General features: G+C 73.2%; 23 protein-coding genes. 13 read left to right on the top strand and 10 right to left on the bottom strand.

The genetic code is table 11. The features are described from left to right. The first annotated feature begins 96 nt into the window (after nucleotides 1-96). The 3 genes from GA0070621_RS06080 to GA0070621_RS06090 all read left to right on the top strand — a co-directional run bounded on the left by GA0070621_RS06080 (nucleotide 97) and on the right by GA0070621_RS06090 (nucleotide 3,965). Nucleotides 97-1,572, top strand: a complete 1,476-nt coding sequence (locus GA0070621_RS06080) for a serine/threonine-protein kinase (RefSeq protein WP_167666644.1) — start codon at nucleotides 97-99, stop codon at nucleotides 1,570-1,572. 598 nt (nucleotides 1,573-2,170) lie between these two features. Continuing rightward, nucleotides 2,171-2,710 (top strand): hypothetical protein, encoded by a 540-nt coding sequence (locus GA0070621_RS06085; RefSeq protein ID WP_091192235.1) that lies wholly within the window; start codon nucleotides 2,171-2,173, stop codon nucleotides 2,708-2,710. 85 nt (nucleotides 2,711-2,795) lie between these two features. Next, nucleotides 2,796-3,965: a CapA family protein gene (locus GA0070621_RS06090; RefSeq protein ID WP_167666645.1), complete on the top strand. Its 1,170-nt coding sequence runs from the start codon at nucleotides 2,796-2,798 to the stop codon at nucleotides 3,963-3,965. Between the two features lie 55 nt (nucleotides 3,966-4,020). Here the strand turns inward: GA0070621_RS06090 and GA0070621_RS06095 are convergent, their stop codons facing one another. Together GA0070621_RS06095 and gdhA are read right to left on the bottom strand one after the other, a co-directional pair. Then, a complete protein-coding gene (locus GA0070621_RS06095) occupies nucleotides 4,021-5,385 on the bottom strand; it encodes an alpha/beta hydrolase family protein (protein ID WP_091192238.1) in 1,365 nt (454 codons plus the stop codon). Nucleotides 5,386-5,545: 160 nt separating this feature from the next. Further along, nucleotides 5,546-6,907 carry an NADP-specific glutamate dehydrogenase gene (gdhA, locus tag GA0070621_RS06100; protein WP_167666646.1) on the bottom strand — a complete coding sequence of 454 codons (1,362 nt, stop codon included), beginning with the start codon at nucleotides 6,905-6,907 and terminating at the stop codon, nucleotides 5,546-5,548. A gap of 86 nt (nucleotides 6,908-6,993) precedes the next feature. On the opposite strand from gdhA, the gene GA0070621_RS06105 reads away from it, so the two are divergent. Genes GA0070621_RS06105 through GA0070621_RS06115 form a run of 3 tightly spaced genes read left to right on the top strand, consistent with a single transcriptional unit; the run spans nucleotide 6,994 to nucleotide 9,006 of the window. After that, the gene (locus GA0070621_RS06105) at nucleotides 6,994-7,305 is read left to right on the top strand and encodes a pyrophosphohydrolase domain-containing protein (RefSeq protein WP_091192240.1); all 312 of its coding nucleotides are present in this window, start codon (nucleotides 6,994-6,996) and stop codon (nucleotides 7,303-7,305) included. A gap of 32 nt (nucleotides 7,306-7,337) precedes the next feature. Beyond that, complete coding sequence (locus GA0070621_RS06110; protein WP_091192242.1) at nucleotides 7,338-8,309, top strand: pirin family protein; 972 nt, start codon at nucleotides 7,338-7,340, stop codon at nucleotides 8,307-8,309. 31 nt (nucleotides 8,310-8,340) lie between these two features. After that, nucleotides 8,341-9,006 carry a hypothetical protein gene (locus GA0070621_RS06115; RefSeq protein ID WP_091192244.1) on the top strand — a complete coding sequence of 222 codons (666 nt, stop codon included), beginning with the start codon at nucleotides 8,341-8,343 and terminating at the stop codon, nucleotides 9,004-9,006. Between the two features lie 108 nt (nucleotides 9,007-9,114). Here GA0070621_RS06115 and GA0070621_RS06120 read toward each other — a convergent pair whose 3' ends face one another. Both GA0070621_RS06120 and GA0070621_RS06125 read right to left on the bottom strand, forming a co-directional pair. Next, nucleotides 9,115-9,813 carry a DUF1345 domain-containing protein gene (locus GA0070621_RS06120; RefSeq protein ID WP_091192247.1) on the bottom strand — a complete coding sequence of 233 codons (699 nt, stop codon included), beginning with the start codon at nucleotides 9,811-9,813 and terminating at the stop codon, nucleotides 9,115-9,117. Nucleotides 9,814-9,879: 66 nt separating this feature from the next. Beyond that, nucleotides 9,880-10,152: a DUF2795 domain-containing protein gene (locus GA0070621_RS06125; protein WP_091192248.1), complete on the bottom strand. Its 273-nt coding sequence runs from the start codon at nucleotides 10,150-10,152 to the stop codon at nucleotides 9,880-9,882. Nucleotides 10,153-10,310: 158 nt separating this feature from the next. Here GA0070621_RS06125 and GA0070621_RS06130 point away from each other — a divergent pair, with 158 nt between their 5' ends. Then, complete coding sequence (locus GA0070621_RS06130) at nucleotides 10,311-10,715, top strand: DUF2267 domain-containing protein (protein ID WP_091192250.1); 405 nt, start codon at nucleotides 10,311-10,313, stop codon at nucleotides 10,713-10,715. Between the two features lie 82 nt (nucleotides 10,716-10,797). Here GA0070621_RS06130 and GA0070621_RS06135 read toward each other — a convergent pair whose 3' ends face one another. Continuing rightward, nucleotides 10,798-11,946, bottom strand: a complete 1,149-nt coding sequence (locus GA0070621_RS06135) for a CaiB/BaiF CoA transferase family protein (RefSeq protein WP_091192251.1) — start codon at nucleotides 11,944-11,946, stop codon at nucleotides 10,798-10,800. 190 nt (nucleotides 11,947-12,136) lie between these two features. Between GA0070621_RS06135 and GA0070621_RS06140 the strand changes: the two genes are divergently transcribed. From GA0070621_RS06140 to GA0070621_RS06155, 4 genes are all read left to right on the top strand, one after another. Beyond that, nucleotides 12,137-13,117, top strand: a complete 981-nt coding sequence (locus GA0070621_RS06140) for a TerC/Alx family metal homeostasis membrane protein (RefSeq protein ID WP_091192253.1) — start codon at nucleotides 12,137-12,139, stop codon at nucleotides 13,115-13,117. Nucleotides 13,118-13,181: 64 nt separating this feature from the next. After that, complete coding sequence (locus GA0070621_RS06145) at nucleotides 13,182-13,772, top strand: sulfite oxidase-like oxidoreductase (protein WP_197673990.1); 591 nt, start codon at nucleotides 13,182-13,184, stop codon at nucleotides 13,770-13,772. 1 nt (nucleotide 13,773) lies between these two features. Next, nucleotides 13,774-14,535 (top strand): ferredoxin reductase, encoded by a 762-nt coding sequence (locus GA0070621_RS06150; RefSeq protein ID WP_091192256.1) that lies wholly within the window; start codon nucleotides 13,774-13,776, stop codon nucleotides 14,533-14,535. Nucleotides 14,536-14,551: 16 nt separating this feature from the next. Further along, on the top strand, nucleotides 14,552-14,845 hold the full coding sequence (locus GA0070621_RS06155; RefSeq protein ID WP_091202074.1) for a DUF6510 family protein: 294 nt from the start codon (nucleotides 14,552-14,554) through the stop codon (nucleotides 14,843-14,845). A 74-nt stretch (nucleotides 14,846-14,919) separates the two neighbouring features. Here the strand turns inward: GA0070621_RS06155 and GA0070621_RS06160 are convergent, their stop codons facing one another. Beyond that, a complete protein-coding gene (locus tag GA0070621_RS06160) occupies nucleotides 14,920-16,521 on the bottom strand; it encodes a glycosyltransferase family 2 protein (RefSeq protein ID WP_167666647.1) in 1,602 nt (533 codons plus the stop codon). Between the two features lie 298 nt (nucleotides 16,522-16,819). On the opposite strand from GA0070621_RS06160, the gene GA0070621_RS06165 reads away from it, so the two are divergent. After that, nucleotides 16,820-17,347 carry a GNAT family N-acetyltransferase gene (locus GA0070621_RS06165; protein WP_167666648.1) on the top strand — a complete coding sequence of 176 codons (528 nt, stop codon included), beginning with the start codon at nucleotides 16,820-16,822 and terminating at the stop codon, nucleotides 17,345-17,347. Nucleotides 17,348-17,430: 83 nt separating this feature from the next. Here the strand turns inward: GA0070621_RS06165 and GA0070621_RS29430 are convergent, their stop codons facing one another. The 3 genes from GA0070621_RS29430 to GA0070621_RS06175 all read right to left on the bottom strand — a co-directional run bounded on the left by GA0070621_RS29430 (nucleotide 17,431) and on the right by GA0070621_RS06175 (nucleotide 19,724). Next, nucleotides 17,431-17,583, bottom strand: coding sequence for a hypothetical protein (locus tag GA0070621_RS29430; RefSeq protein ID WP_157739871.1), 153 nt, complete (start codon nucleotides 17,581-17,583; stop codon nucleotides 17,431-17,433). Further along, nucleotides 17,580-18,191 (bottom strand): 30S ribosomal protein S4, encoded by a 612-nt coding sequence (gene rpsD / locus GA0070621_RS06170; protein ID WP_091192257.1) that lies wholly within the window; start codon nucleotides 18,189-18,191, stop codon nucleotides 17,580-17,582. The genes GA0070621_RS29430 and rpsD overlap by 4 nt, the downstream gene beginning before the upstream one ends. 87 nt (nucleotides 18,192-18,278) lie before the next feature. Continuing rightward, entirely contained in the window at nucleotides 18,279-19,724 is a 1,446-nt protein-coding gene (locus tag GA0070621_RS06175; RefSeq protein ID WP_091192259.1) for a M20/M25/M40 family metallo-hydrolase, read from the bottom strand. Nucleotides 19,725-19,832: 108 nt separating this feature from the next. Here GA0070621_RS06175 and GA0070621_RS06180 point away from each other — a divergent pair, with 108 nt between their 5' ends. Beyond that, complete coding sequence (locus GA0070621_RS06180) at nucleotides 19,833-21,134, top strand: NAD(P)/FAD-dependent oxidoreductase (protein ID WP_091192260.1); 1,302 nt, start codon at nucleotides 19,833-19,835, stop codon at nucleotides 21,132-21,134. 41 nt (nucleotides 21,135-21,175) lie between these two features. On the opposite strand, the gene GA0070621_RS06185 is transcribed toward GA0070621_RS06180, so the two are convergent. Continuing rightward, on the bottom strand, nucleotides 21,176-22,303 hold the full coding sequence (locus GA0070621_RS06185; protein ID WP_091192262.1) for an AI-2E family transporter: 1,128 nt from the start codon (nucleotides 22,301-22,303) through the stop codon (nucleotides 21,176-21,178).

Here is a 22,303-nt window from a genome sequence, read left to right on the forward strand (position 1 = left end):
GGCGTCCTCCGGGTGACCGGTGCCACCCGGAGCGCCCCCCGACCATCCCGGACCCGTCCCCGCCGGGCGGAACCGGGCACCGGGCTGGTGCCGCGCGTGACGCGCCAGGCAGACTGGATCACCATGTCGCCGTTCACGCCCGCACTTCGGCTGCACGATCGGTACGTCCTACGCGAGCGCATCGGGCTCGGCGGGATGTCCGAGGTGTGGCGCGCCGACGACGAGGTGCTGCACCGCCCCGTCGCGGTCAAGGCCCTCGCCACGCAGCTCGCCGCCGACCCGCAGCTGCGGGCCACCATCCAGCGCGAGGCCCGCGCCGCCGCCCGGCTCACCCACCCGCACGTCACCCAGGTGTACGACTACGCCGAGGCGACCCTGCCCGACGGTTCCCTGGTGCCGTACCTGGTGATGGAGCTGGTCGAGGGGCACACCCTCGCCGACCGGCTGGCCGGTGGGCCGCTCGCCTGGCCCGAGGCGGTCCGCCTGGCCGGTCAGGTCGCCGCCGCCCTCGCCGCCGCGCACCGGATCGGCGTGGTGCACCGCGACATCAAGCCCGGCAACGTGATGCTCACCGAGACCGGCGCGAAGGTGCTCGACTTCGGCATCGCCACCCTCGCCGGGCCCCGGCACCCCCTCGCCGGCCAGACCGGGGAGCTGCTGATGGGCACCCCCGCGTACTTCGCCCCGGAACGGATGACACCCGGCCCGGCGAATCCGGCCAGCGACGTGTACGCCCTCGGCGCGCTGCTCTACCGCACCCTCACCGGGCTGGCCCCGCTGCCCGTGCAGACCTGGCAGGACGTGCTCGACGTGCAGGCCCGGCAGACGCCGATCCCGCCGCTGCGCGTCCCCGGGCTCCCCGCCGACGTCGCCGAACTCACCCTGGCCTGTCTCTCCGTGGACCCGGCCCGGCGACCCACCGCCGGCCAGCTCGCCGCCCGGTTCGGCGCCGGCCAACCGGCCGACCCGCCCACCGCGATCCTGCCCACGGTCACCCGGTCCGAGCACCCACGAACCCTCATCGACCGTTCCGCCGTGCCGGTGCGCCCGGTCCCGCCGGTGGCCGCGTCCCGCCCGACCGCTCGGTCGAACCGGCTGCTCGGCGTACTGGTCGCCGCCGGGGTGGCGCTCCTGATCGGCCTGGGGGGCACGCTGCTGCTCGGCGGCGGCACGGCGCAGCCACAGGACGGCGGCTCGGCCGCCACGACGCCGGCCGACGAGGCCGCACCGGAGTCCACCACTCCGGAGCCGTCCGCCCCGTCGGAGCCGGCCACCACGGCCCCGTCGGCGCCGCTCACCGCGCGTCAGCTCGCCGTCGAGTTCGCCGAACTGCTCGCCCAGGCTCAGGCCGTCGGGCACATCGACCGCAAGACCGCGGAGAGCCTGGGGAAGAAGGTCGCCGAGCTGGAGCGGGGCAAGCCGAAGGACCGGAACAAGCGCCTCGCCGACCTGCGCGAACGGATCGCCGACGCGGCCGACGACGGGAAGATCGACGCCGGCACCGCCGCCAACCTGCAGGGGCTGCTCGACGTCTACGAGCAACTCAGCGGCGGCGGCCGGGACGAGGACTGACCCGGCCAGCCCGGGGACACCGGCCGCCTGCGCGTCCCGCGTCCGGAGTACGCCGTCGCGTCGGGTTTCGGGTCCGCACCCCGGCCCGACGAACGCGCGTGGGCCTCGATACGGCGCGCGAGGCGCACGCGCGGGTGGCGTGGGCGAGGGGACGTGCGCCCCGTGGGGCCACTTTCGGGGAAGTTGCGGCTTCGTCATCCAGGGATAGGCCCCTTTCGGGGATATTGTGTGGATCTTGGCGGCATCGCCAAACCGGCCTGGGAGATACGCGTCGGGTGTCCGGTTCCGGGGCGGCGGGGGTGGCGTCGTGGAGGGAATGGTCGGCGGTCGGCGGGTGTTGTACCGGGCTGCACGGCCGAGGAAGGCCCCCGAACCTGGGGGCTGGTGGCCGCCCGCTGCGATCGGGGTGGCCCGGGCCCGGAATGTTGGTGGGTCGTCGGTCGTTGTACATGGTCCCGGCGCCGCGAAGAGGCGATCCCCCGCCCCGCGAGCCAGCCGGTCGAAGACCTTCCCCCCTTGTTTGGGCGCCTGACGGTGCTTGCGCATGCCCCGACCCCCGGTCGGCGTGTGTGCCAAACCCCCGAATGGAGCTTTGGTCATGAATACGATGCTGCGTAAGAGTGTTCTGGGTGTTGCTGGTCTGGCTTTCGCCGGTGGTGTGTTCGCCGGTCCGATCGCCGCTCACGCCGCCGCCCCCGTACACGCCACTCCGGTTGCTGCGGTGCAGGGCGCCCAGTCGAAGATCGACCTGAACGGTGAGCAGACCGCGAACGCGAAGGCGATCGTCGCGGCGACGAAGAAGGCCGGCATGCCGGAGCGGGCCGCGGTCATCTCGATCGCCACGTCGCTTCAGGAGTCGAAGCTGGAGAACCTGGGTCACCTCGGTGACCAGAACGATCACGACTCGCTGGGTCTGTTCCAGCAGCGGCCGTCCTCTGGTTGGGGTAGCCCGGAGCAGATCACCGACCCCGAGTACGCGACGACCGCGTTCCTGAAGGGTCTGAAGCAGGTTGACGGGTGGCAGGACATGCCGTTGACCAAGGCCGCGCAGACGGTGCAGGTGTCGGCGTACCCGGACGCCTACGCCCAGTGGGAGCAGCAGGCCGCTGACCTGGTCGCCCAGAACTGGAACAGCTGACCGACCCGAAAGGACCCCTCCCCCCTGGGAGGGGTCCTTTCGTATTCGGCCCTTGCCGGGGTGGGCCTTGGGCAAAGGTCCTGGAATGAGGATGAGACTCGGCGTCGCGGTGCTGCTGGTGCTGCTGGCGGGGGCGTGTACGGAGCCGGCACGAGTGGCTCCGCGTCACTCCGCCGCTCCGCGCGCCACATCCCCGGACCCGGGGACGGGGACGGGCCCGAAGAACCAGCTCACCGTGGTGGCCGCCGGGGATCTGCTGGTGCATCCGCTGCTCACCGAGCAGGCCGCCGAGGACGCGCGGGCGGCGGGCCGCGCCGGCCACGACTTCAGTCGGGTGCTCGCCGCGATCCGTCCACGGGTGAGCGCCGCCGACCTCGCCATCTGCCACATGGAGACGCCGCTGGCGGACCCGCAGGGTCCGTTCACCGGATGGCCGGCCTTCAGCGTTCCTCCGGAGTTGGCCGACGCGGCGGCCTGGGCCGGGTTCGACACCTGCTCCACGGCGTCCAACCATTCCCTGGACGAGGGCATGGCGGGCATCACCCGAACCCTGGACAACCTTGACCGGGTCGGGCTACGGCATGCCGGCACGGCCCGCAGCGCGGAGGAGGCGGCTCGGACGAACCTCCTCGACGTGGGAGGCGTGAAGGTCGCGCAGCTGTCGTACGCGCTGAGCTTCAACGACATCCCCCTGCCGGAGGGCAGGCCGTGGGCGGCGAACCTCATCGACCGGGACGCCATCCGCACGGCGGCGCACCGGGCGCGAGCGGCGGGCGCCGAGATCGTCATACTCTCCATGCACTGGGGGACCGAGTACCAGAACGCGCCGAACGACGACCAGCTGGACCTGGCCGAGCAGTTGCTCGCCTCGCCCGACATCGACCTGATCATCGGGCACCACGTCCACGTGGTGCAGCCGTTCGAGAAGATCGGCCGGAAGTGGGTCGCCTACGGGATGGGCAATCTCACCGCCCGGTTCGACGACGGCTCCCCGGAGAACACGCAGGACGCCGTGGTGCCCGAGTTCACCTTCACCCGTACCGAATCGGGCGGCTGGGAGGTCACCAGCGTGAGTGTGCTGCCGACCTGGATGGAGTACCGCCCGGCGGCGCGCGTGGTCGACCTGGTCGGCGCGGCCAGGGATCCGGCGGTGCCCGACGCCCAGCGGGCGCACTACGCCGAGATCGAAAAGCGGATCAACGGGTACGTGGGCATGCGCGGTGCGTTCGAGGCGGGGCTGCGTCCGCTCTCCTGACGGCCCTGAGGGCGGCCGGGTGACCGTGACGGAGCCACGGTCACCGGCTCGGCCGTCAGGGGCAGGGCGCGTAGAGCCGCCGGGTTCCGGAGCCGGCCGCGTACGCCGCCGGGTCGCTGAACCGGCAGCCGAAGTCCGGCGCCGCGACCGCCTTCGGATCGGTGACCGCGTCACCGGCGGGTCGCCGGCCGGTGCGTACCCAGGAGACGAGGTCGTCCCAGGCGGCGCCGGCCTCGGCCGGGCTGAACTCGCAGTGCTGCGCGGCGCGGACGGCGCGCTGTACGACGAGCCGGCTCCGCCCGTGCCCCGCCGCGTCCCGGGCGTACGCCTGCTCCATGCTGAACGGTACGAAGAGGTCGCCGAGGTCGTGCAGGGTGAGCACCGGTACGGTCGGTCGGCCGCTGATCCGCGGCACCTCGGTCAGGGTCGGGGACAGCCGCTGGCGCGGGTTCTCCGGGGCGACCCGCTGCACGGTGGCGTTGACGTTCACCGGGCTGTTCGGGGAGTACCGGGTGAGCAGGTTGGTGGCAAGCTGGCCGGGCCGCTGGGCGGGGGAGTCGCCGCCGTCGGTGACGGCGATGCCGAAGAGGAAGTCCTTCCACACCGCGAAGGCAGCCTCCGCGCCGGGCCGTTCCCCGCCCGAGCGGTTGACGGTGACGGCCCGCAGTTGCCGGCCGAGGTCGTTGGTGGTGTCCGGCCCGCCTGGCCGCAGCCCGGCCAGGCCGAGCGCGACCTGGATCCTCGGCACGGCGTTGGTGAGGTAGTCGGCCGGCGGCGGGTACGCGGGCAGCCCGGCGAGGGCCTGCGCGACCAGGTTGTAGTCCAGGAAGAAGTCGAACAGTTCGTGGTCGCCGAGGACCCCGCACATCGGCAGCGCCCCGGCGTAGTAGTTCGGGTACTGCTCCAGGGAACGACCGATGACGTGCCCGCCCATCGACACCCCGGCGATGAGTGTCCGCTTGGGCCGCTTCACCGTCCGGGCGAAGAGGTCGGCGAGGTCCCGGGTGCCCAGCACGCCGGAGCGGATGTCGTAGCCGTTGCGGTCGTACGAGGAGGACGCCCAGGCGTATCCCTGGGCCAGCATCCGCTGCCGCAGCTCGAACGCGGGCGGCTCGGGGGTGAGCACGCTGGTCTGGCCACGGTAGCCGTGGGCCCACATCACCAGGTCGCCGTTCCACCGGGCGGGGGTCTCGATGATGTAGCCGGCGTGCCGGTGCACGCCCTGCCGGACGGTGCTGGCCGCGCCGTCGACGACCAGCGGAGCCAGCGGTGGGTTGCTGATGGTGTGGCCGGGTAGCGGCTGGCTGCCGTCGTCGTGGGCGGCGACGGCCGGCGTCGCGCCGGTGAGCCCGACCGTGAGGATGAGGGCCGCGCCGACGGCGCGCAGCCCGCGACCCAGGCGGGTGGTTGAGGCCAGCATCGTTGCTCCCCCGGGGGACGGTGCCGCCCACCCGGGCGGCCGGGCGGGACGGATGCCTACCGGCTGGTAGCGTCCCTGAACCTAGGTCTGCCGTCGACCTCTGTCAATCGCTGCCGGCCGAACGGCCAACCATCCCGATCCGTCCATCCACTGTGGCCGATCAGATCAGGCCCTGCGCGAGCATCGCCTCCGCCACCCGCCGGAAACCGCTGATGTTCGCGCCGGCCACGTAGTCGCCGGGCAGGCCGTACTCCTCAGCGGTGGCCCAGCAGCGGGCATGGATGTCGCGCATCGTCTCCCAGAGCCGCGCCTCCGACTGGGTGAAGTTCCACGAGTCCCGGCTGGCGTTCTGCTGCATCTCCATGGCGCTCACCGCCACGCCGCCGGCGTTCGCCGCCTTGCCCGGCGCGAACTTCACCCCGGCCGCGGCCAGGATGCGGACCGCCTCCGGGGTGGTGGGCATGTTCGCCCCCTCGACCACCGCGACGCAGCCGCCGGCCACGAGCGCCGCCGCCTCCGCGCCGCCGATCTCGTTCTGCGTCGCGCAGGGCAGCGCCAGATCGCAGGGCACCTCCCAGACGGTACGACCGGAGACCGCCACCGCGTGCGGCACGTGCCGGACGTAGTTGTCGAGCCGGACCCGGCGTTCCTCCTTCAGCTCGCGCAGCAGCTCCAGGTCGATGCCGGCCTCGTCCAGCACGTACCCGTCGGAGTCGGAGCAGGCCACCACCCGGCCGCCGAGCTGGTGCACCTTCTCGATGGCGTAGATCGCCACGTTGCCCGATCCGGAGACCACCACCCGCTTGCCCTCCAGGCTTTCCCCGCACTGCTTCAGCAGCTCCTCGGCGAAGAACACCGCGCCGTACCCGGTGGCCTCGCGGCGCACCTGCGCGCCCCCGTAGGCCAGGCCCTTGCCGGTGAGCACCCCCGACTCGTACCGGTTGGTGATCCGCTTGTACTGGCCGAACAGGTAGCCGATCTCCCGGCCGCCGACGCCGATGTCGCCGGCCGGCACGTCGGTCTGCGCGCCGATGTGCCGGTACAACTCGGTCATGAAGCTCTGGCAGAAGCGCATCACCTCCCGGTCCGAGCGGCCCTTCGGGTCGAAGTCCGCCCCGCCCTTGCCGCCGCCGATCGGCAGGCCGGTCAGCGCGTTCTTGAAGATCTGCTCGAAGCCGAGGAACTTCACGATGCCCAGGTAGACCGACGGGTGGAAGCGCAGGCCGCCCTTGAACGGGCCGAGCGCGCTGTTGAACTCCACCCGGAAACCACGGTTGACCCGGACCCGGCCGTGGTCGTCCTCCCACGGCACCCGGAAGATGATCTGCCGCTCCGGCTCGCAGATCCGTTCGATGATCCGCGCGTCCGCGTACTCGGGGTGGCGGGCCAGGGCCGGGCCGATGCTCTCCAGCACCTCCCGTACCGCCTGGTGGAACTCGGGCTCACCCGGGTTGCGGTTGACCACGCTCGTGAACACCGTCTCGACGGTCTCCGGCATCACCGACACGTCCCTTCCGGTCACCGGGGCAGCCCGGTCGTCCTCCCCGTATCGGTCCGCGCTGACCGTCACCGCACACGATAATCACCGCCATCGGGTTCACTGGTCCGGTGGACGAGTTGATCTGGAACACAGCCCGGGCCTCCCGTGACTGGCTGGACGCCGCCAACGGCGTCGGAGACACCGAGCTGACCTGCCGCATCCTCAAGCTGACCGAGGAGGCGGGGGAGGCCGCCGCCGCGTGGATCGGGACGCTCGGGCAGAACCCGCGCAAGGGCGTGACCCACACCCGCGAGGACGTCGCGGCGGAGCTGGCGGACGTGGTGTTCACGGCGCTCGTCGCGATCGAGAGCCTGGGGCTGGACGCGCGGTCCGTGGTGTCGGGGTGCGCGGCCAAGGTGCGGTCCCGCCTGACTGTCTGACCGCCGGAGGAGCCAGCGCGTACAGTCGGGCGGTGGACCGTACCGAATCCCTGCCGGCGCAGACCGTCCCACCTGGTGTGGGGCCGACGGACCCGGGCAGCGTGCTGCTGCCCGGCCACGACGTGCCGCTCGGCCGTTACACCACGGTGCGGCGACTGCTGCCGCAGCGACAGCGGCGGATGGTCGGGGCCTGGTGCTTCGTCGACCACTTCGGACCGGACGATGTCGCCGAACGGCCGGGCATGGAGGTGCCGCCGCACCCGCACACCGGGCTCCAGACGGTCACCTGGCTGCTCGACGGCGAGATCCTGCACCGGGACAGCCTGGGCAACGTGCAACCGATCCGCCCCGGACAGCTCAACGTGATGACCTCCGGTCACGGCATCGCCCACTCGGAACGGTCCCCGGTGGTGCATCCGCCGGTGATGCACGGCGTCCAGCTCTGGGTGGCGCTGCCGGACCCGGCCCGCGCCGGCGCGGCCGACTTCGCCCACCACGCGGATCTTCCCGGGTGGCGCGACGGCGACCTGGAGGTGATGCTGCTGGTCGGCGAGCTGGGCGGCGAGCGTTCCCCGGCAGTGGTGCACACGCCGCTGGTCGGGGCGCAGCTGGAGGTGCGCGGGTCGGCCCCGGTCAGCCTGCCGCTGCGCCGCGACTTCGAGTACGGGTTGCTGGCGATGTCCGGCTCCGCCGAGGTGGACGGGGTGCCGTTCGCCCCGGGCGCGTTGCTCTATCTCGGCACCGGTCGGGACGCGCTGACCCTGCGCGCAGCCCCCGGCAGTCGGCTGCTGCTGCTCGGCGGGACCCCGTTCGAGGAGCCCCTGGTCATGTGGTGGAACTTCGTCGGCCGGTCGCACGAGGAGGTCGTCGCCGCCCGGGAGGACTGGATGGCGGGTCGACGCTTCGGCACGGTCGCCGACGACCCGGCGCCTCCGCTGCCCGCCCCGGCGCTGCCCAGCACCCGGCTGAAGGCCCGGGACCGGCACGGTGGCCTGCTCGGCTGAATGCCCGGCCCCGGTCCGGGTACACCCGGGCATGCCGACCAGTGGGATTTCCAGCATCGAGGAGAAGAAGCGGCTGGTCCGCCGGCTCGCCGGGGACGGTCGCGGGTTCGCCGAACGGTACGGGTTCCGGGTCACCAACAACCCGTCCCAGCTGTTCCAGGTGCTCTATCTGTCCGTTCTGCTCGCCCGACGGGGAGACTTCCGCAAGGCGGTCGACGCCGCGCAGGCGTTGCGGGACAACGGCTGGGACAGCGCCGCCCGGATGGCCCGGTCGCTGCACGCCGACCGGGTACGCGTACTGCGCGAGGCCGGTCAACGGGGCGATGTGGACGGGCTCGCGGACACCCTCGGCGACCTCGCCCGTGCCGTGGTGGACCGCTATCGGGGCGACCTGCGCCGGCTGCGGACGGCGGCGCAACAGGATCCGGCTCGGGAGCGGCGACTGCTCGCCGCTCTGCCCGGGGTGGACGACCAGGTGATCGACCTCTTCCTGCGCGAGACGCAGGCGGTGTGGCGTGAGGTGGCGCCGGTCGCCGACCGGCGGGCGCTCGCCGCGGCCCGCCGGCTCGGTCTCGGACGGTCCGCCGACGACCTGGCCGGGCTTGCCGGCAGCGGTGAGTCGGAACGGCTGGCCTGGCTGGTGGGCGCACTGGCCCGGGTGGACCTGGAGAAGCGGTACGCGGAGCTGACCGGCTGACCCGCCGCGACGTGCGCCTGGCCACAGTTTCGCGATAGTCACCCGTTCGGCTGATCCCATCTCGTATGATGATCGTGGCAGCGATGCCCGCCCGGTTCGGGCGAACACTCACCGCCTGGCGGTCGCGACCCGGTTCGGGCGCGGAGCGGCAGGGACAGGTGTTGCGTGGCGCCCCAGGTCGCGGTTCGTGACCCGGGGCGCCCGCCTGTTCGTGGTCGCTATTTCGCCAGGCCGGCGAGCAGGTTCACCACCGTCGCCACGATGACCGCACCGAACAGATACGACAGCACAGCACGTGCGGCGCAGCTCACTGCTGCTCAGGTTGGTGTCCGAGACCTGGAACGCGCAGCCGACGGTGAACGCCAGGTAGGCGAAGTCCACGGAGCAGGGCGGCTCGCTCTGGTGGAAGTCGACGCCTCCCGGCTCACCGCCGTAGAACAGCCGGGCGTAGCGCGTGGTGAAGACGGTGTGCACCACGAACCAGGACACCACCACGCTGAGTACGCCCACGCCGCGGTTGGCGTCCAACGGGAGGCCGGGCCGCATCCGGCGTCCGGCGGTCGGTAGCACACCGACCGCCAACAGGCTGACCAGGAAGGCGGCCAGCAGCAGCACGTCCCGTACGGCCCGGTCCGGGTCCTCGCGCCGGGCCAGCCGTGCCGCCGCCGCGGCGTCCATCCGCCACAGCCGGTGCCAGACCAGGCCCAGCCAGGCCAGCGCGGCGGCGTCCCAGCCCACCAGCGGGCCGAGCGCCGGCGACGTGAGCGCCCCGACGAGTCCACCGCAGACGGCCCCGACCAGCCCCATCACGGCGAGCTGGAGCCCGGCCGTGAGGTGCCCGGCCGGATGGTCCGCTCCGCGCGCCGGTGGGTGTCAGATGCCGCGTAGGTGCTGCGAGACCCGCTGGTGGCGCTTGTCCCGGGACTGCGCCGCGCGCTGGGAACGGCCGACCTCGGGAGCGGCGTCGATGCCGGCCGACCGGGCCACCTCGCTGCCGTTGGCGTAGTCCACCGGAGGTAGCGCCCGCAGCGCCTGCAACACGTCCGGCGGTGCGCCCTCCCGCTCGGCCTCGCGGATGACGTCGTCCTTGCCGGCCGGGTAGTCCAGCGCCGACAGGTACTCAAGGACGTCCGTGTAACTCGCCATGGGTCGGGCTCCTCGCGCCTGTGGTTGCGGTCACGACCGGCGGCGGTTACCCGGCGGGCGGCCGGTCACGCACGACCGCCGCGAATTTCGCGGTCGTTTTCGTCGCGCCGAGGTGGGTAGGCGGCACGGCGCCAGGCAGCCGCGAGGGGGGACGACGGATGAATTACGAGACCTTCGTCGACAAGGTCGCACAGCGGGCCCGAACATCTCCGGAACGGGCGGTCGGCCTGACCCGGGCCACGTTGGAGACCCTGGCCGAGCGGCTGACCGGGGGTGAGGTGCTGGATCTGGCAGCGCAGCTGCCGAGGCCGCTGCAACGGATCCTGAAGCCGCACCCCGACACCGAGGCGGCCGACCGGTTCGGGGCGGCCGAGTTCATCGCCCGGGTGGGACAGCGGGCCGGTGTCGACGGCAACGCCGCCCGGAACGCGGTGCGAGCCGTCTTCACCACGCTGCGGGAGGCGGTCACCGGCGGCGAGTTCGACGACGTGGTCGTCCAGATGCCACGCGACTACCGGGACATGGTGGAGCCGGCCCTGGCACCCGGCGCGATGCGGCGCTGAGCCCCGGCGGCTGCCGACCCGCCGACGGTCGGTCCATCGACGCGGGGTCTGACGGTCGTTGCGAGCGGCCGGATCCGCCGGGTCAGGCGACCGCGCCGGCGGCGCGCAGCGCGGCGATCCGCTCGGCGTCGAAGCCGGCCTCCGCGAGCAGTTCGTCGGTGTGCTCGCCCGGCCGCGGCGGCGGCCGGCGTACGGAGGTGGGGGTCGCGGAGAAGCGTGGCGCGGGGGCCGGCTGGGTGACCCCGCCGTGGTCGACGAAGACACCCCGGGCGGCCAGGTGCGGGTGTGTCGGGGCCTCCGTCCAGTCCAGCACGGGCGCGACGCAGGCGTCGGTGGCGGCCAGCAGCTCCGTCCACTCGTCCCGGGTCCGGGTACGGAACAGCCGCGCCCACGCGGCGCGCAGCGCCGGCCAGTTCGCGGGGTCGGTCCGGTCCGGGGCCTCGTCGCCGTCGACGGGGAAGCCGGTGAGCCGGACGAGTTCGTCGTAGAACCGCGGCTCCAGCGCACCCACCGCGAGATACCGCCCGTCGGCGCACTCGTAGGTGTCGTAGAAGGGCGCCCCGCCGTCGAGCAGGTTCACCCCGCGCGGGTCCTGCCACCTGCCGGCCTGGCGCAGCGCCTGGATCTGGGTGGCGAGCACCGACACCCCGTCCACGATGGCCGCGTCGACGACCTGACCGGGGGCGCCGGCGCGGACCGCGTACAGGGCGGCGACGACGCCGAGGGCCAGCATCATCCCGCCACCGCCGAAGTCGCCGAGCAGGTTCATCGGCGGCACCGGACGTTCACCGGCCCGGCCGATGCCGTGCAGCGCCCCGGTCAGCGCCAGATAGTCGATGTCGTGGCCGGCGGTGCGGGCGAGCGGGCCGTCCTGTCCCCAGCCGGTCATCCGCCCGTACACGAGTCCGGGGTTGGCGGCGAGGCAGTCGTCGGGGCCGAGGCCGAGCCGTTCGGTGACCCCGGGCCGGAAGCCCTCGACCAGCGCGTCCGCGCCGGCGACCAGGGCCAGCGCCACCTCGCGTCCCGCGGCCGACCTGAGGTCGACGGCGATCGAGCGGCGGTTGCGGTTCAGCAGGTCGCCGGGGATGTCGCCGAACCCGCCGGGGGTGGTGCGGTCGACGCGGACCACCTCCGCGCCGAGGTCGGCCAGCATCATCGCGGCGAAGGGGCCGGGCCCGATGCCGGCCAGCTCGACCACCCGTACGCCGGTGAGCGGCCCGTGGTTGCTCATGGCGCCACGATAGGACGGCCGGGCGACTTGGTAAACGAGATGAGGTTGCCCTAGCCTGGAGCGCGGCGAGGGGAGTACTTCCCACGAATCATCCCGGTCAGTACGGCACGCCCCGGGCGCGCCCCGGGTGGTTGCCCACGAAAGTGGGTGAAGGAGACCTCGAACATGACATGGTGTTCGAGGAGTCCCTGTGCCCGAATTGTCGTATCTGTCCGCTGGCGCGCTGTCGTCGATCGGCACCCCCACCCTCTGGGCGGTGACCATCGCCGGTGTGCTCGGCCTGCTGGTACTGGACTTCCTGGTCACCCGCCGCCCGCACGAGGTGTCGCTCCGTGAGGCGTTGGGCTGGTCGGCGTTCTACATCGCCCTGCCGCTGGCCTTCGGCGGCTGGCTCTGGTACCGCTACGGCTCGGCGCAGGGCGTGGAATATCTCACCGGCTACCTGGTGGAGAAGTCCCTCTCGGTCGACAACCTCTTCGTCTTCATGCTGCTGCTGGCGGCGTTCGCGGTGCCCGCCGTGCTCGCCCAGCGGGTGCTGCTCTACGGCATCGCCGGCGCACTGGTGCTGCGCGCGGTCTTCATCGCCATCGGCGCCGCCGCGCTCCAGACGCTCGACTTCGCCTTCCTGATCTTCGCGGTCGTCCTGATCGCCACCGCGGCCAAACTGCTCCGCGACGCCCTCTCCGGGCACGAGCAGGAAGTCGACATCAACAGGATGCGGTCGGTCCGGCTGCTCCGCAGGTTCATGCCGGTGGTCGACGAATACCGGGGCACCCGGATGACCGTCCGGGAGCAGGGCCGGCGGACGCTCACCCCGCTCGCCCTCGTGGTGGTCGCGGTGTTCGCCACCGACGTGGTCTTCGCCGTCGACTCGGTGCCCGCCGTCTACGGCATCACCGAGGACCCGTACCTGGTCTTCGCCACGAACGCGTTTGCCCTGCTCGGCCTGCGCGCGCTCTACTTCGTGCTGTACGCCGCGCTGAGCCGCCTCGTGCACCTCAGCTACGGCCTGGCCGTCATCCTCGCCTTCATCGGCGTCAAGCTCGGCCTGCACTGGGCGCACGGCATCTGGTCGGGCGTACCGCAGATCCCCACGCTCGCCTCGCTCGGCGTGATCATCGGCGTGCTGGTGGTGGTCACCCTGACCAGCCTGCGCGCCACCCGCCGCTGAGGGGAGTTGGCCGGAAGCGGTCGGGCGGTGCGCCGGCAGGTGGTACGACAGACGGGTGGGAATCGTGTCGCCGGGGTTCCAGGGCCGGCCCCGCTCGGCCGAGCCGGCCCTGCCGCCGGGGCAGTACCTCGTCGAGGACTGGCCGGTGCTCTCCGCCGGCCCGACGCCGAAGGTGCCGCTGGACACCTGGGAGTTCGTCGTCACCGCCGAGACCGGCGCGGAGTACCGCTGGTCCTGGGACGAGTTGATGGGCCTGCCGCAGGAGACCCCCACCGTCGACATCCACTGCGTGACCCGCTGGTCCAAGCTCGGCACCACCTGGCAGGGCGTCTCGTTGGACACCCTGCTCGACGGCATCGACACCACCGCCCGTTACGCGCTCGCCCACTCGTACGGCGGCTACAGCACCAACCTGCCGCTGGACGACCTGCGCGGCGGTCGGGCCTGGGTGGTGCACACCGCCGGCGGCGGCCCGCTCCCCGCCGAGCACGGCGGACCGGCCCGGCTGCTCGTCCCGCACCTGTATTTCTGGAAGTCGGCGAAGTGGGTGCGCGGCGTCCGGCTGCTCGTCGACGACCAGCCGGGCTTCTGGGAGACCGCCGGCTACCACGACTACGGCGACCCCTGGCGCGAGCAGCGCTACCAGGGCGACTGACGTGTCCGCGCCCACCGCCGGCGGCCGGGTCGCCACACCGCTGACCTGGCGGGTGGCCCGCCTCGCCGAGCGCCGGATCGAGACGCCGACCGCGCAGACCCTGGTGCTGGACGTGCCCGGCTGGCCGGGGCACCTGCCGGGGCAGCACCTCGACGTCCGGCTCACCGCCGCCGACGGCTACCAGGCGGCCCGGTCGTACTCGCTCGCGGCACCCGTGGCGGACGAGCGGATCGCGCTGACCGTGCAGCGGGTACCCGACGGCGAGGTGTCGCCGTACCTGACCGAGGTGTACTCCGAGGGCGACCCGGTGGAGGTGCGCGGGCCGGTCGGTGGCTGGTTCGTCTGGCGTACCGACGAGACCGCGCCGGTGCTGCTGGTGGCCGGCGGCTCCGGCGTGGTGCCGCTGATGGCGATGGTCCGGGCCCGTCGCGCCGCCGGCAGCCGGACGCCGTTCCGGCTGATCTACTCGGTACGCACGCCCACCGACGTCTTCTACGCCGACGAGCTGCGCCGCCGGGCCCGCGACGACCACGGCCTCGACGTGGCGTACGTCTACACCCGCCAGGCGCCGGAGGGATGGCGCGGCGATCCGCACCGGATCAACCTGGCCGACGTGAGCGCCCACGGCTGGCCGCCCGACCTGGAGCCCCGCTGCTACGTCTGCGGCCCCACCGGCTTCGTGGAAACCGTGGCGGACCTGCTGGTGGGGCTGGGCCACCCGACCCGGCGGGTGAAGACCGAACGCTTCGGTCCGACCGGCTGAGCACCGAGGAGGACGCATGACGGACATGTCCTACGTGGACGGCAACATGCTCGACGGGCCGTTGCGGGAACTCTTCGCGGTCGACCTGAGCGCCGCCACCGGACGGTGCGCGTCCTGCGGCGCGGTCGGCCCGATGGCCGGGCTGCACGTCTACTCCCACGCACCCGGCCTGGTCGCCCGCTGTCCGGCCTGCACCGGGGTGATGCTGCGGCTGGTCCGCGCGCCCGACCGGGCCTGGCTGGACGTGCGCGGGTCCACCTACCTGGAGGTGCCGATGCCGTTCGACCAGCCCCACCCGGGCCCGCTGTGACGGCTCGCCCCGGGCCGGCGGCGGATCGCCCGCCGCCGACGTGGGCGATTCAGGCCGGGACGACGTACCCGATCTCACCCGTGCTGGCTGACGGCGCCGACGGTGGCCGCCGGGGAGCCGGCCGGGTGGACGGCTGCCGGCGCGGCCCGGCGCCAGCGTCGGCGTAGCCGGCTGACCAGTTGGCCCGCGGTCACCGGGACCACGGAGAGGACGAGCTGCCCGTTGCGCGGGTCGACGGTGGCGGCCACCCCGTACAGGCGGGTGCCGTGCCGGAGCAGCCGGGGCCGGCCGGCGGCGAGCCGGGGGGCGCGGACCGGGGCGCTGCCGTGGCCGTGCGAGCCGGTCACCTCGGCCCGGACCGGGTGACGCCGGCCGGTGGCGGCGCTGGCGGCGAGGAGCCGGTCGACCGGGAAGTCGGTCCGGACGGTTCGGCCGCTCGGGTCGGTGGCGTCCAGCAGGGTGGTACCGGCGACCTGCCCGGCCGTCAGCCGTACCGGTCCGGCCTCGGCGGCGAACCGGGGATGAGGGCTGCGCGTGGTGACCGCGAGGGTGTGGCCACCGTCCCAGCGCACCTCGACGGTGTCGAGCTTGGCCAGCCAGTCGGCGCGTACGTCGGTGACGTCCGCCCAGCCGGCCGGGGTGCCCGGGTAGCCGGCGTACCACCGACCGCCCTCGACCACGGTCGCCGGTACGCCCCGCGCGGCGTCCTGGTCGATGACCGCGAGCAGCTCGTCGACGCCCCCGGCGGTGACCGCGCCGAGCCGCAGCCGGGCCTCGATGCCGAGCCGGTCCCGCAGCCCGGCGGTGACGTACCGCTCGACCAGCCGGCGGACCACCGCGTGCACCCGCTCCTGCTCGGCGCGGTCCAGCCGGCGGAAGTCGTCACCGACCAGGTTGGCCAGCTCCAGCCCGACGTGGCGGCGCAGCACCGCGTCCCGGCGCGGGCCGGCCGGGATCAGCTCGGCCACGAACGCGAACAGCCTCTCCACGCTGACCAGCCGCTTCTCCATCCGGCTGTGGTAGGTGATGTTGCGGGCGTCGAGCCGCCGCACCGCGTGGTAGTAGTCGTAGTCGGCGAGCACCGAGATCCGCCGCGCGTGGTAGCAGGCGGCCAGGGTGAACGGCTGGTCGCTGAGCACCGGCATGTCCTCGGGGAACCGCAGCCGGTGCCGGTCGACCAGCTCGCGGCGGAACAGCTTGGTGTTCGCCAGCGACCAGGGCAGCGCGGAGCCGAAGAGGTCCACGTCGACCGCGTTGCCGCCGTCGAAGACGTCGGAGAAGACGTGCCGGCCGTTGACCCCGACCACCCTGCCGAGCACCACGTCCGACCCGTGCCGGTCGGCGGCGGCGACCAGCCGTTCCAGGGCCTCCGGGCCCAGGTGGTCGTCGGAGCCGAGGAAGAAGACGTACCGGCCGGTGGCCAGCTCCAGGCCCCGGTTGCAGGGGGCGGCCGGGCCACCGGAGTTGGCCTGGTGGGTGACCTTCAGGGTGCCGGGGTGCCGGGCGGCGAGCCGGTCGAGCAACCGCCCGCTGCCGTCGGTGGAGCCGTCGTCGACCGCCACGATCTCCATCCGCTCGGGGCCGATGGTCTGGCGCAGCAGCGAGTCGAGGCAGGCCCGCAGGTACGGCAGGGTGTTGTAGACGGGTACGACGACGCTGACGTCGGGGCCGGTCATCGGGGCGCTCCTCAGGGTCCGCAGCTCGCTGGACCTTTTATCAACGAGCGTGGCCCCCGGCCGCAGCGTGGCGGCGGCTTGTCGTCCACTGGTGGTCCTCGGCTGGTCGGCCGGCGGGTGCCGGCGCGAAACCACGCTGGTGGAGCCAGTCGTCGCCGGGGGGACGCCGAGATGACGCAGGGGCGACCCCCAGGCGTCGGTTGGGTGGTGACCCCGCCCGGACGGGACGCCGGTGGGCAGACCGGGTACGCGAACTCGACTGGACAGCGGGCGGGCCGGTGGCCGAAAGTGGGGCAACGTGAGATACCTGCGTACCGACGGGCGGGTCGGCATCCGCCGTCCGCGACCCGCCGACGAGGCGGAGTTCGTCGCCGCCGCCCGGCGCAGCCGGGACCTGCACCACCCGTGGCTGTCGGCCCCCGACGACGCCGAGCGGTTCGCGGCGTACCTGCGCAAGATCCGGGGGCGGCACGACTCCGGTTACCTGTTCTGCGACGTGGCCACCGGTGAGATCGCCGGCTACGCCAACATCAGCGGCATCGTCATGGGCGCGTTGCGCGGCGGCTACCTGGGCTACGCCGCCTTCCGGCCGTACGCCGGCACCGGGCACGCCTCGGCCGGGGTCCGGCTGGTCGTCGCGCACGCGTTCACCGCGCTCGGTCTGCACCGGCTGGAGGCGAACATCCAGCCCGGCAACGAGCCGTCGAAGCGGCTGGCCGGCCGCCTGGGCTTCCGGCAGGAGGGCTACTCGCCGGACTATCTCTTCGTCGACGGCGCCTGGCGGGACCACGAGCGGTGGGCGATCACCGCGCCGCTACCGGGCTGACGTCGCGTTCGTGGTCGACGCCGGATCGCGGAAACGGCGGCATCCACCAGCACGGACACCGCCGTCTCCGGAACCGGAGTTGATCACGGTCGGCGCGCCTCCGGGCGCTGCCCGGTCAGCCGTCGCACCTTCGCCTCCTTGTGCTCCACGCGCCGGCGCTGCCGGGGCGTGAGCTGCGGGCGGCGACTCTGCTGCCGGTAGTTGGACACGCGCCGGTCGGTCGGCAGGATGCTCACAGCGGGCTCCCCTCGATCGTCTGGACGGCGAGCGGGACGTCCCGCAGCGCCGGCACCTCCTGCCGCTGCGGCTCCCGGGTCAGCGTCGCGGTGCCCCGGTCCGACCGGACCTCCAGGTACGGCGGGGTGTCGCCCTCGGCGTGACCGGCCATCGCGACCGCCACCGGGGTTCGGCACTGCCGGTCCGGCCGGACCTGGATGGTCTGCCCCGGGCTGACCAGGTACGAGGCCCGGTTGACCTTGCCGCCGTCGACCGTGAACGTGTTGTGCGCGACCAGATCGCGGGCCTCGTTGATGGAGCGGGCGAACCCGGCGCGGTGCACCAGCGCGTCCATCCGCTGCTCCAGTTGGCCGGCCAGGTTCTCCGCCGAGTCGCCGGGCTGACTGACCGCCGCCACCAGGGCCCGGGCGAGTTGCCGGTCCCGCAGCTCGTAGCGGGCGCGTACCCGGTGCCGCGCGGTGTCGTCCAGCCAGGGTCCCCCCGGGGCGGACCGCGGCCCACCGCGTACGCCCACCGGGTGCCGTTGTCGCCGCATCCGGTAGCCGTACGCGGGGTGGATCGGGAACACGTCCTCGGGCGAGGGACGTACCGTGGTCCGGACCGCCATGTCGTTTCCTCCCTCGGCTCTCGCGGTCCCACCACCCTCCGCCGCCACCGGGTGAGGACACCCCACCCGGTCCGGGTGAACCGGTCGTCAGCTGCCAGGCTTCGGGAAGGCCACCGGGCTGCGCTGTCCGTCCCGGTCCACCGCCCGTACGCCGAAGAAGACGTTGTCCTTCGACAGCGCGATGGTCACCTCGGTGACGTCGCCGACCGCGAGGACCTTCTGCCAGTCGGCCGCGGTGGTCTCCCGCCACACCACCTCGTAGCCGGCCAGGTCCGGCTCGTCGCCGCGCTGCCAGCGCAGCGTGGTGTCATTGGTGAGGTTGGTGGTGACGACGGTGACCCGCTTCGGGGTGCCCGGCGCCTGGGCCAGCGACCAGAGCGTCGCGCCGTTCACCCGGGCCACCCGGGTGATGTAGTCGAAGTCGCAGAACTCCGGCAGGTCGCCGTACTGGACGCCGTCGACCACCCGGACGTCCTGGTGCTGGTGGGCGAAGTCCTCGGCCGGCTCGGTGAACCGGCCCGCCGGCCAGCCCTCGCGCAGGAACGAGATGTGGTCGCTGCCGCGCAGGTAGCGGTCCCGGCGGTAGATCACCCGGACCCGCATCCCGGTGGCCCCGTTGTCCGCGACGTCGGTGACGAACCGGGCGAGCTGCCGGGACGGGGAGTCGTTCTCGCCGCCCACGGACTGCCGGGTGCTCGCCTCGGACGAGGTCTCCGCCGTCGGCACCCCCTCGGCGAAGAGCCGGACGCTACGCGGGTCCCGGGTGCCGTCGTCGGCGGTGCTGCTGCCGATGATGTCGTTGCTGAACATGCCCTGCACGTCCGCGCCGGCCGCCTTGAGCTGCTTCGCCAGGTACGTCGAGCCGTACAGGTTCTGCTCCTCGCCGGCGACGGCGGCGAGGACGATGGTGGCCTCGGTACGCCGGGTGGCCAGCACCCGGGCCAGTTCCAGCACCACCGCCACGCCGGAGGCGTCGTCGTCGGCGCCCGGGGCGTCGCTGACCGCGTCCATCACGTCGGTGGCGCGCGAGTCGTAGTGGCCGGTGATCACGTAGACCCGGTTCGGGCTGGAGTCGCCACGCAGGGTGGCCACCACGTTGGTGATCCGGGTGGGGGTGGGGATCCGGGTGGCGGGCTGCTGGACGTACGACTGGAGTTCGACGGTCATCCGGCCGCCGGAGGCGGCGGCGTACCCGGAGAGCTGCTCGTAGATCCAGTCGCGGGCGGCGCCGATGCCCCGGACCGGGTCGTCCTGGCTGGAGAGGGTGTGCCGGGTGCCGAACGCGGCCAGCCGGCGTACGGTGGCCTCGATCCGCGCCCGGTCGACCTCGCGCAGCAGCGCGGTCAGTTCGCGGCCGGGCTGCTGCGGCTTTGCCGGATGGCCCGGGCCGGGCGGCACGACGGCCTCCTCGGCGGCGGCGGGGCCGGCGGCGACGGTGGCGGCGACGGTGGCGGCGGTGGCCGCGGCGGAGGCGGTCAGGAACGTGCGCCGGGTCGACCTCGTGGGGCGCCCGTGTCCGGTGTGGCGGTCCATCACCGAATCCTGCCCGGATGCATGCATCTCTGTCTATCTTCACGCGACGGAAGCAGTCGGCCTCCGACCCTACGTTTGTCGGCCGTGTCGGCGGGAACGGGAGCGGGCATGACGAAACCTCGTGTGGTGATCGTGGGGGCCGGGTTCGCCGGATACCACGCGGCGAAGACGTTGAGTCGGCTGGCCGCCGAGCGGGCCGAGATCGTTCTGCTGAACACGACCGACTACTTCCTCTACCTGCCGCTGCTGCCCGAGGTCGCCGCCGGGGTGGTCGAGCCGACCCGGATCTCCGTGCCGCTCGCGGGCACCCTCGACGGGGTACGGGTGGTGATCGGCGAGGCGGACCGGGTGGACCTGCAGAACCGCTGGGTCGGCTACCGCTCCCCGGAGGGCGACCACGGCCGGCTCGCGTACGACCGGCTGGTGCTCTCCGTCGGCAGCGTCAACAAGCTGCTGCCCATCCCCGGGGTGACCGAGTACGCGCACGGCTTCCGCGGCCTGCCCGAGGCGCTCTACCTGCACGACCACGTGGTCCGTCAGATCGAGCTGGCCGAGCTGACCGAGGACCCGGCCGAGCAGCGGGCCCGGACCACCTTCGTGGTGGTGGGCGCCGGCTACACCGGCACCGAGGTCGCCGCGCACGGGCAGCTCTTCACCGACCGCCTCATCGCCCAGCGTCCCCACCTCAAGGTCCGCCCGCGCTGGATGCTGCTCGACGTGGCGCCCCGGGTGCTGCCCGAGCTGGACCAGCGGATGTCGGTCACCGCCGACCGGGTGCTGCGCCGGCGCGGGGTGGACGTGCGGATGGGCACCTCCGTCTCCGAGGCCACCCCGGACGGCGTCATGCTCACCGACGGCGAGTACGTGCCGACGTGCAGCCTGGTCTGGTGCGTCGGGGTACGCCCCGACCCGTTCGTCGCCGAGCTGGGACTGCGTACCGAGAAGGGGCGCCTGGTGGTCGACGAGTACCTCAACGTCCCGGGCTGCCCCGAGGTGTACGCCTGCGGCGACGCGGCGGCGGTGCCCGACCTGAGCCGCCCCGGGCAGATCTGCGCGATGACCGCGCAGCACGCGCAGCGCCAGGGCAAGCTCGCGGCGCACAACATCGCGGCCTCGTACGGGCAGGGCACGCGGAAGCCGTACAAGCACTACGACCTGGGCTGGGTGGTCGACCTGGGCGGCAAGGAGGCGGCGGCCAACCCGCTGAAGCTGTCGCTGTCCGGCCTGCCGGCGAAGGCCGTCACCCGCGGTTACCACCTGTTCGCCATGCCGGGGAACCGGGCCCGGGTGGGCGCCGACTGGGTGCTCGACGCGACGTTGCCCCGCCCGGCGGTGCAGCTCGGCCTGGTACCGGCGAACGCGGTCCCGCTGGAGAGCGAGTCCCCCGAGGTGGTCGTCCGCGGCCGCTGACCTCCGCCGTCCGGCGCGGACGGACTCCGCCGATCATGGAGTCATGGACTTTCCGGTTTGTCGTCTGCCGCACCTCGTCGCCTCAGCCGTGGCAGGTGGAGCCGCCCGCCCGCGCCGGTCGCCGGCGGGGGCAGGGCGTGCCCGGCGGGGGTGAACTCGCGCAGCAGGATCTGCACGATCCCGGCGGCCGGGATGGCCAGCAGGGCGCCCACCAGGCCCGCCAGTTCGGCCCCGAGCAGCACGCTGATCAGCACGGCCAGCGGGTTGAGCCGTACCGCCCGGGACATGATGACCGGTGCCAGCAGGTGGTTCTCCGCCTGCTGGTAGACGATGAAGAAGCCCAGCACCACCAGGCCGGTGGTGGGGGAGTGCACGAAGCCGGCGGCGGCGGCGATGATGGCGCCCAGCGTCGCCCCGACCAGTGGGATCAGGTCCGCGATGGCGACCAGCAGGGCGATCACCGCGGCGAACGGGACGCCGGTGAACAGGAGCACCAGGAAGGTCATCCCGCCGAGCAGCACGCTGATCAGCAGGTTCCCGCTGAGGTAGCCGGTGATGGTGCGGGAGGATTCGCGGCCGATCCGGCGCAGCCGCTCCGCCCGGCGGTCGCCGGCCAGGGTCAGCGTGGTGTCGATGATCCGCGGCGCCTCCAGCACCATCAGGTAGGCGAGCACCACCACGGTGACGAGCCCCGCGACGGTCTCGACCACCCCGCGCAGCACCCCGACGGCCGGCTGGCCGAGGCGGGAGCCGAACTGTTCGAGCTGGGCGGCATGGGAGACGGCGAGCTGGCGGAGGTGGAACCGCTCCAGCAGCCGGCCGACCGGACCCTGGCCGGCGCGGGTCTCCCGGAGCAGCTCGGGTGCCCGTTCGGCGAACCGGCTCAGCTCGTCGACCAGCGGGACCAGGATCACCGCGGCCAGCGCGGCGAGCAGTACGAAGGTGGCCACGAAGACCAGCAGGGTGGCCAGTGCACGACGCCGGACGAACCGGCGTTGCAGCCGGTCTACCAGGGGATTCAGGGCGACCGCGAAGAACGCCGCGACCAGGATCCAGATCAGCACCTGTTGGGTCGCCCGGATCAGCGCCAGGGCGATCAGGGTGGCGAGCACCAGGCCGATGACGATCAACGTACGCCGGGCGGTGGACCGGTCGTCGGCGTTGCTCAT

Origin of the sequence: Micromonospora narathiwatensis (assembly GCF_900089605.1) — a bacterium.
Taxonomy (GTDB): domain Bacteria; phylum Actinomycetota; class Actinomycetes; order Mycobacteriales; family Micromonosporaceae; genus Micromonospora; species Micromonospora narathiwatensis.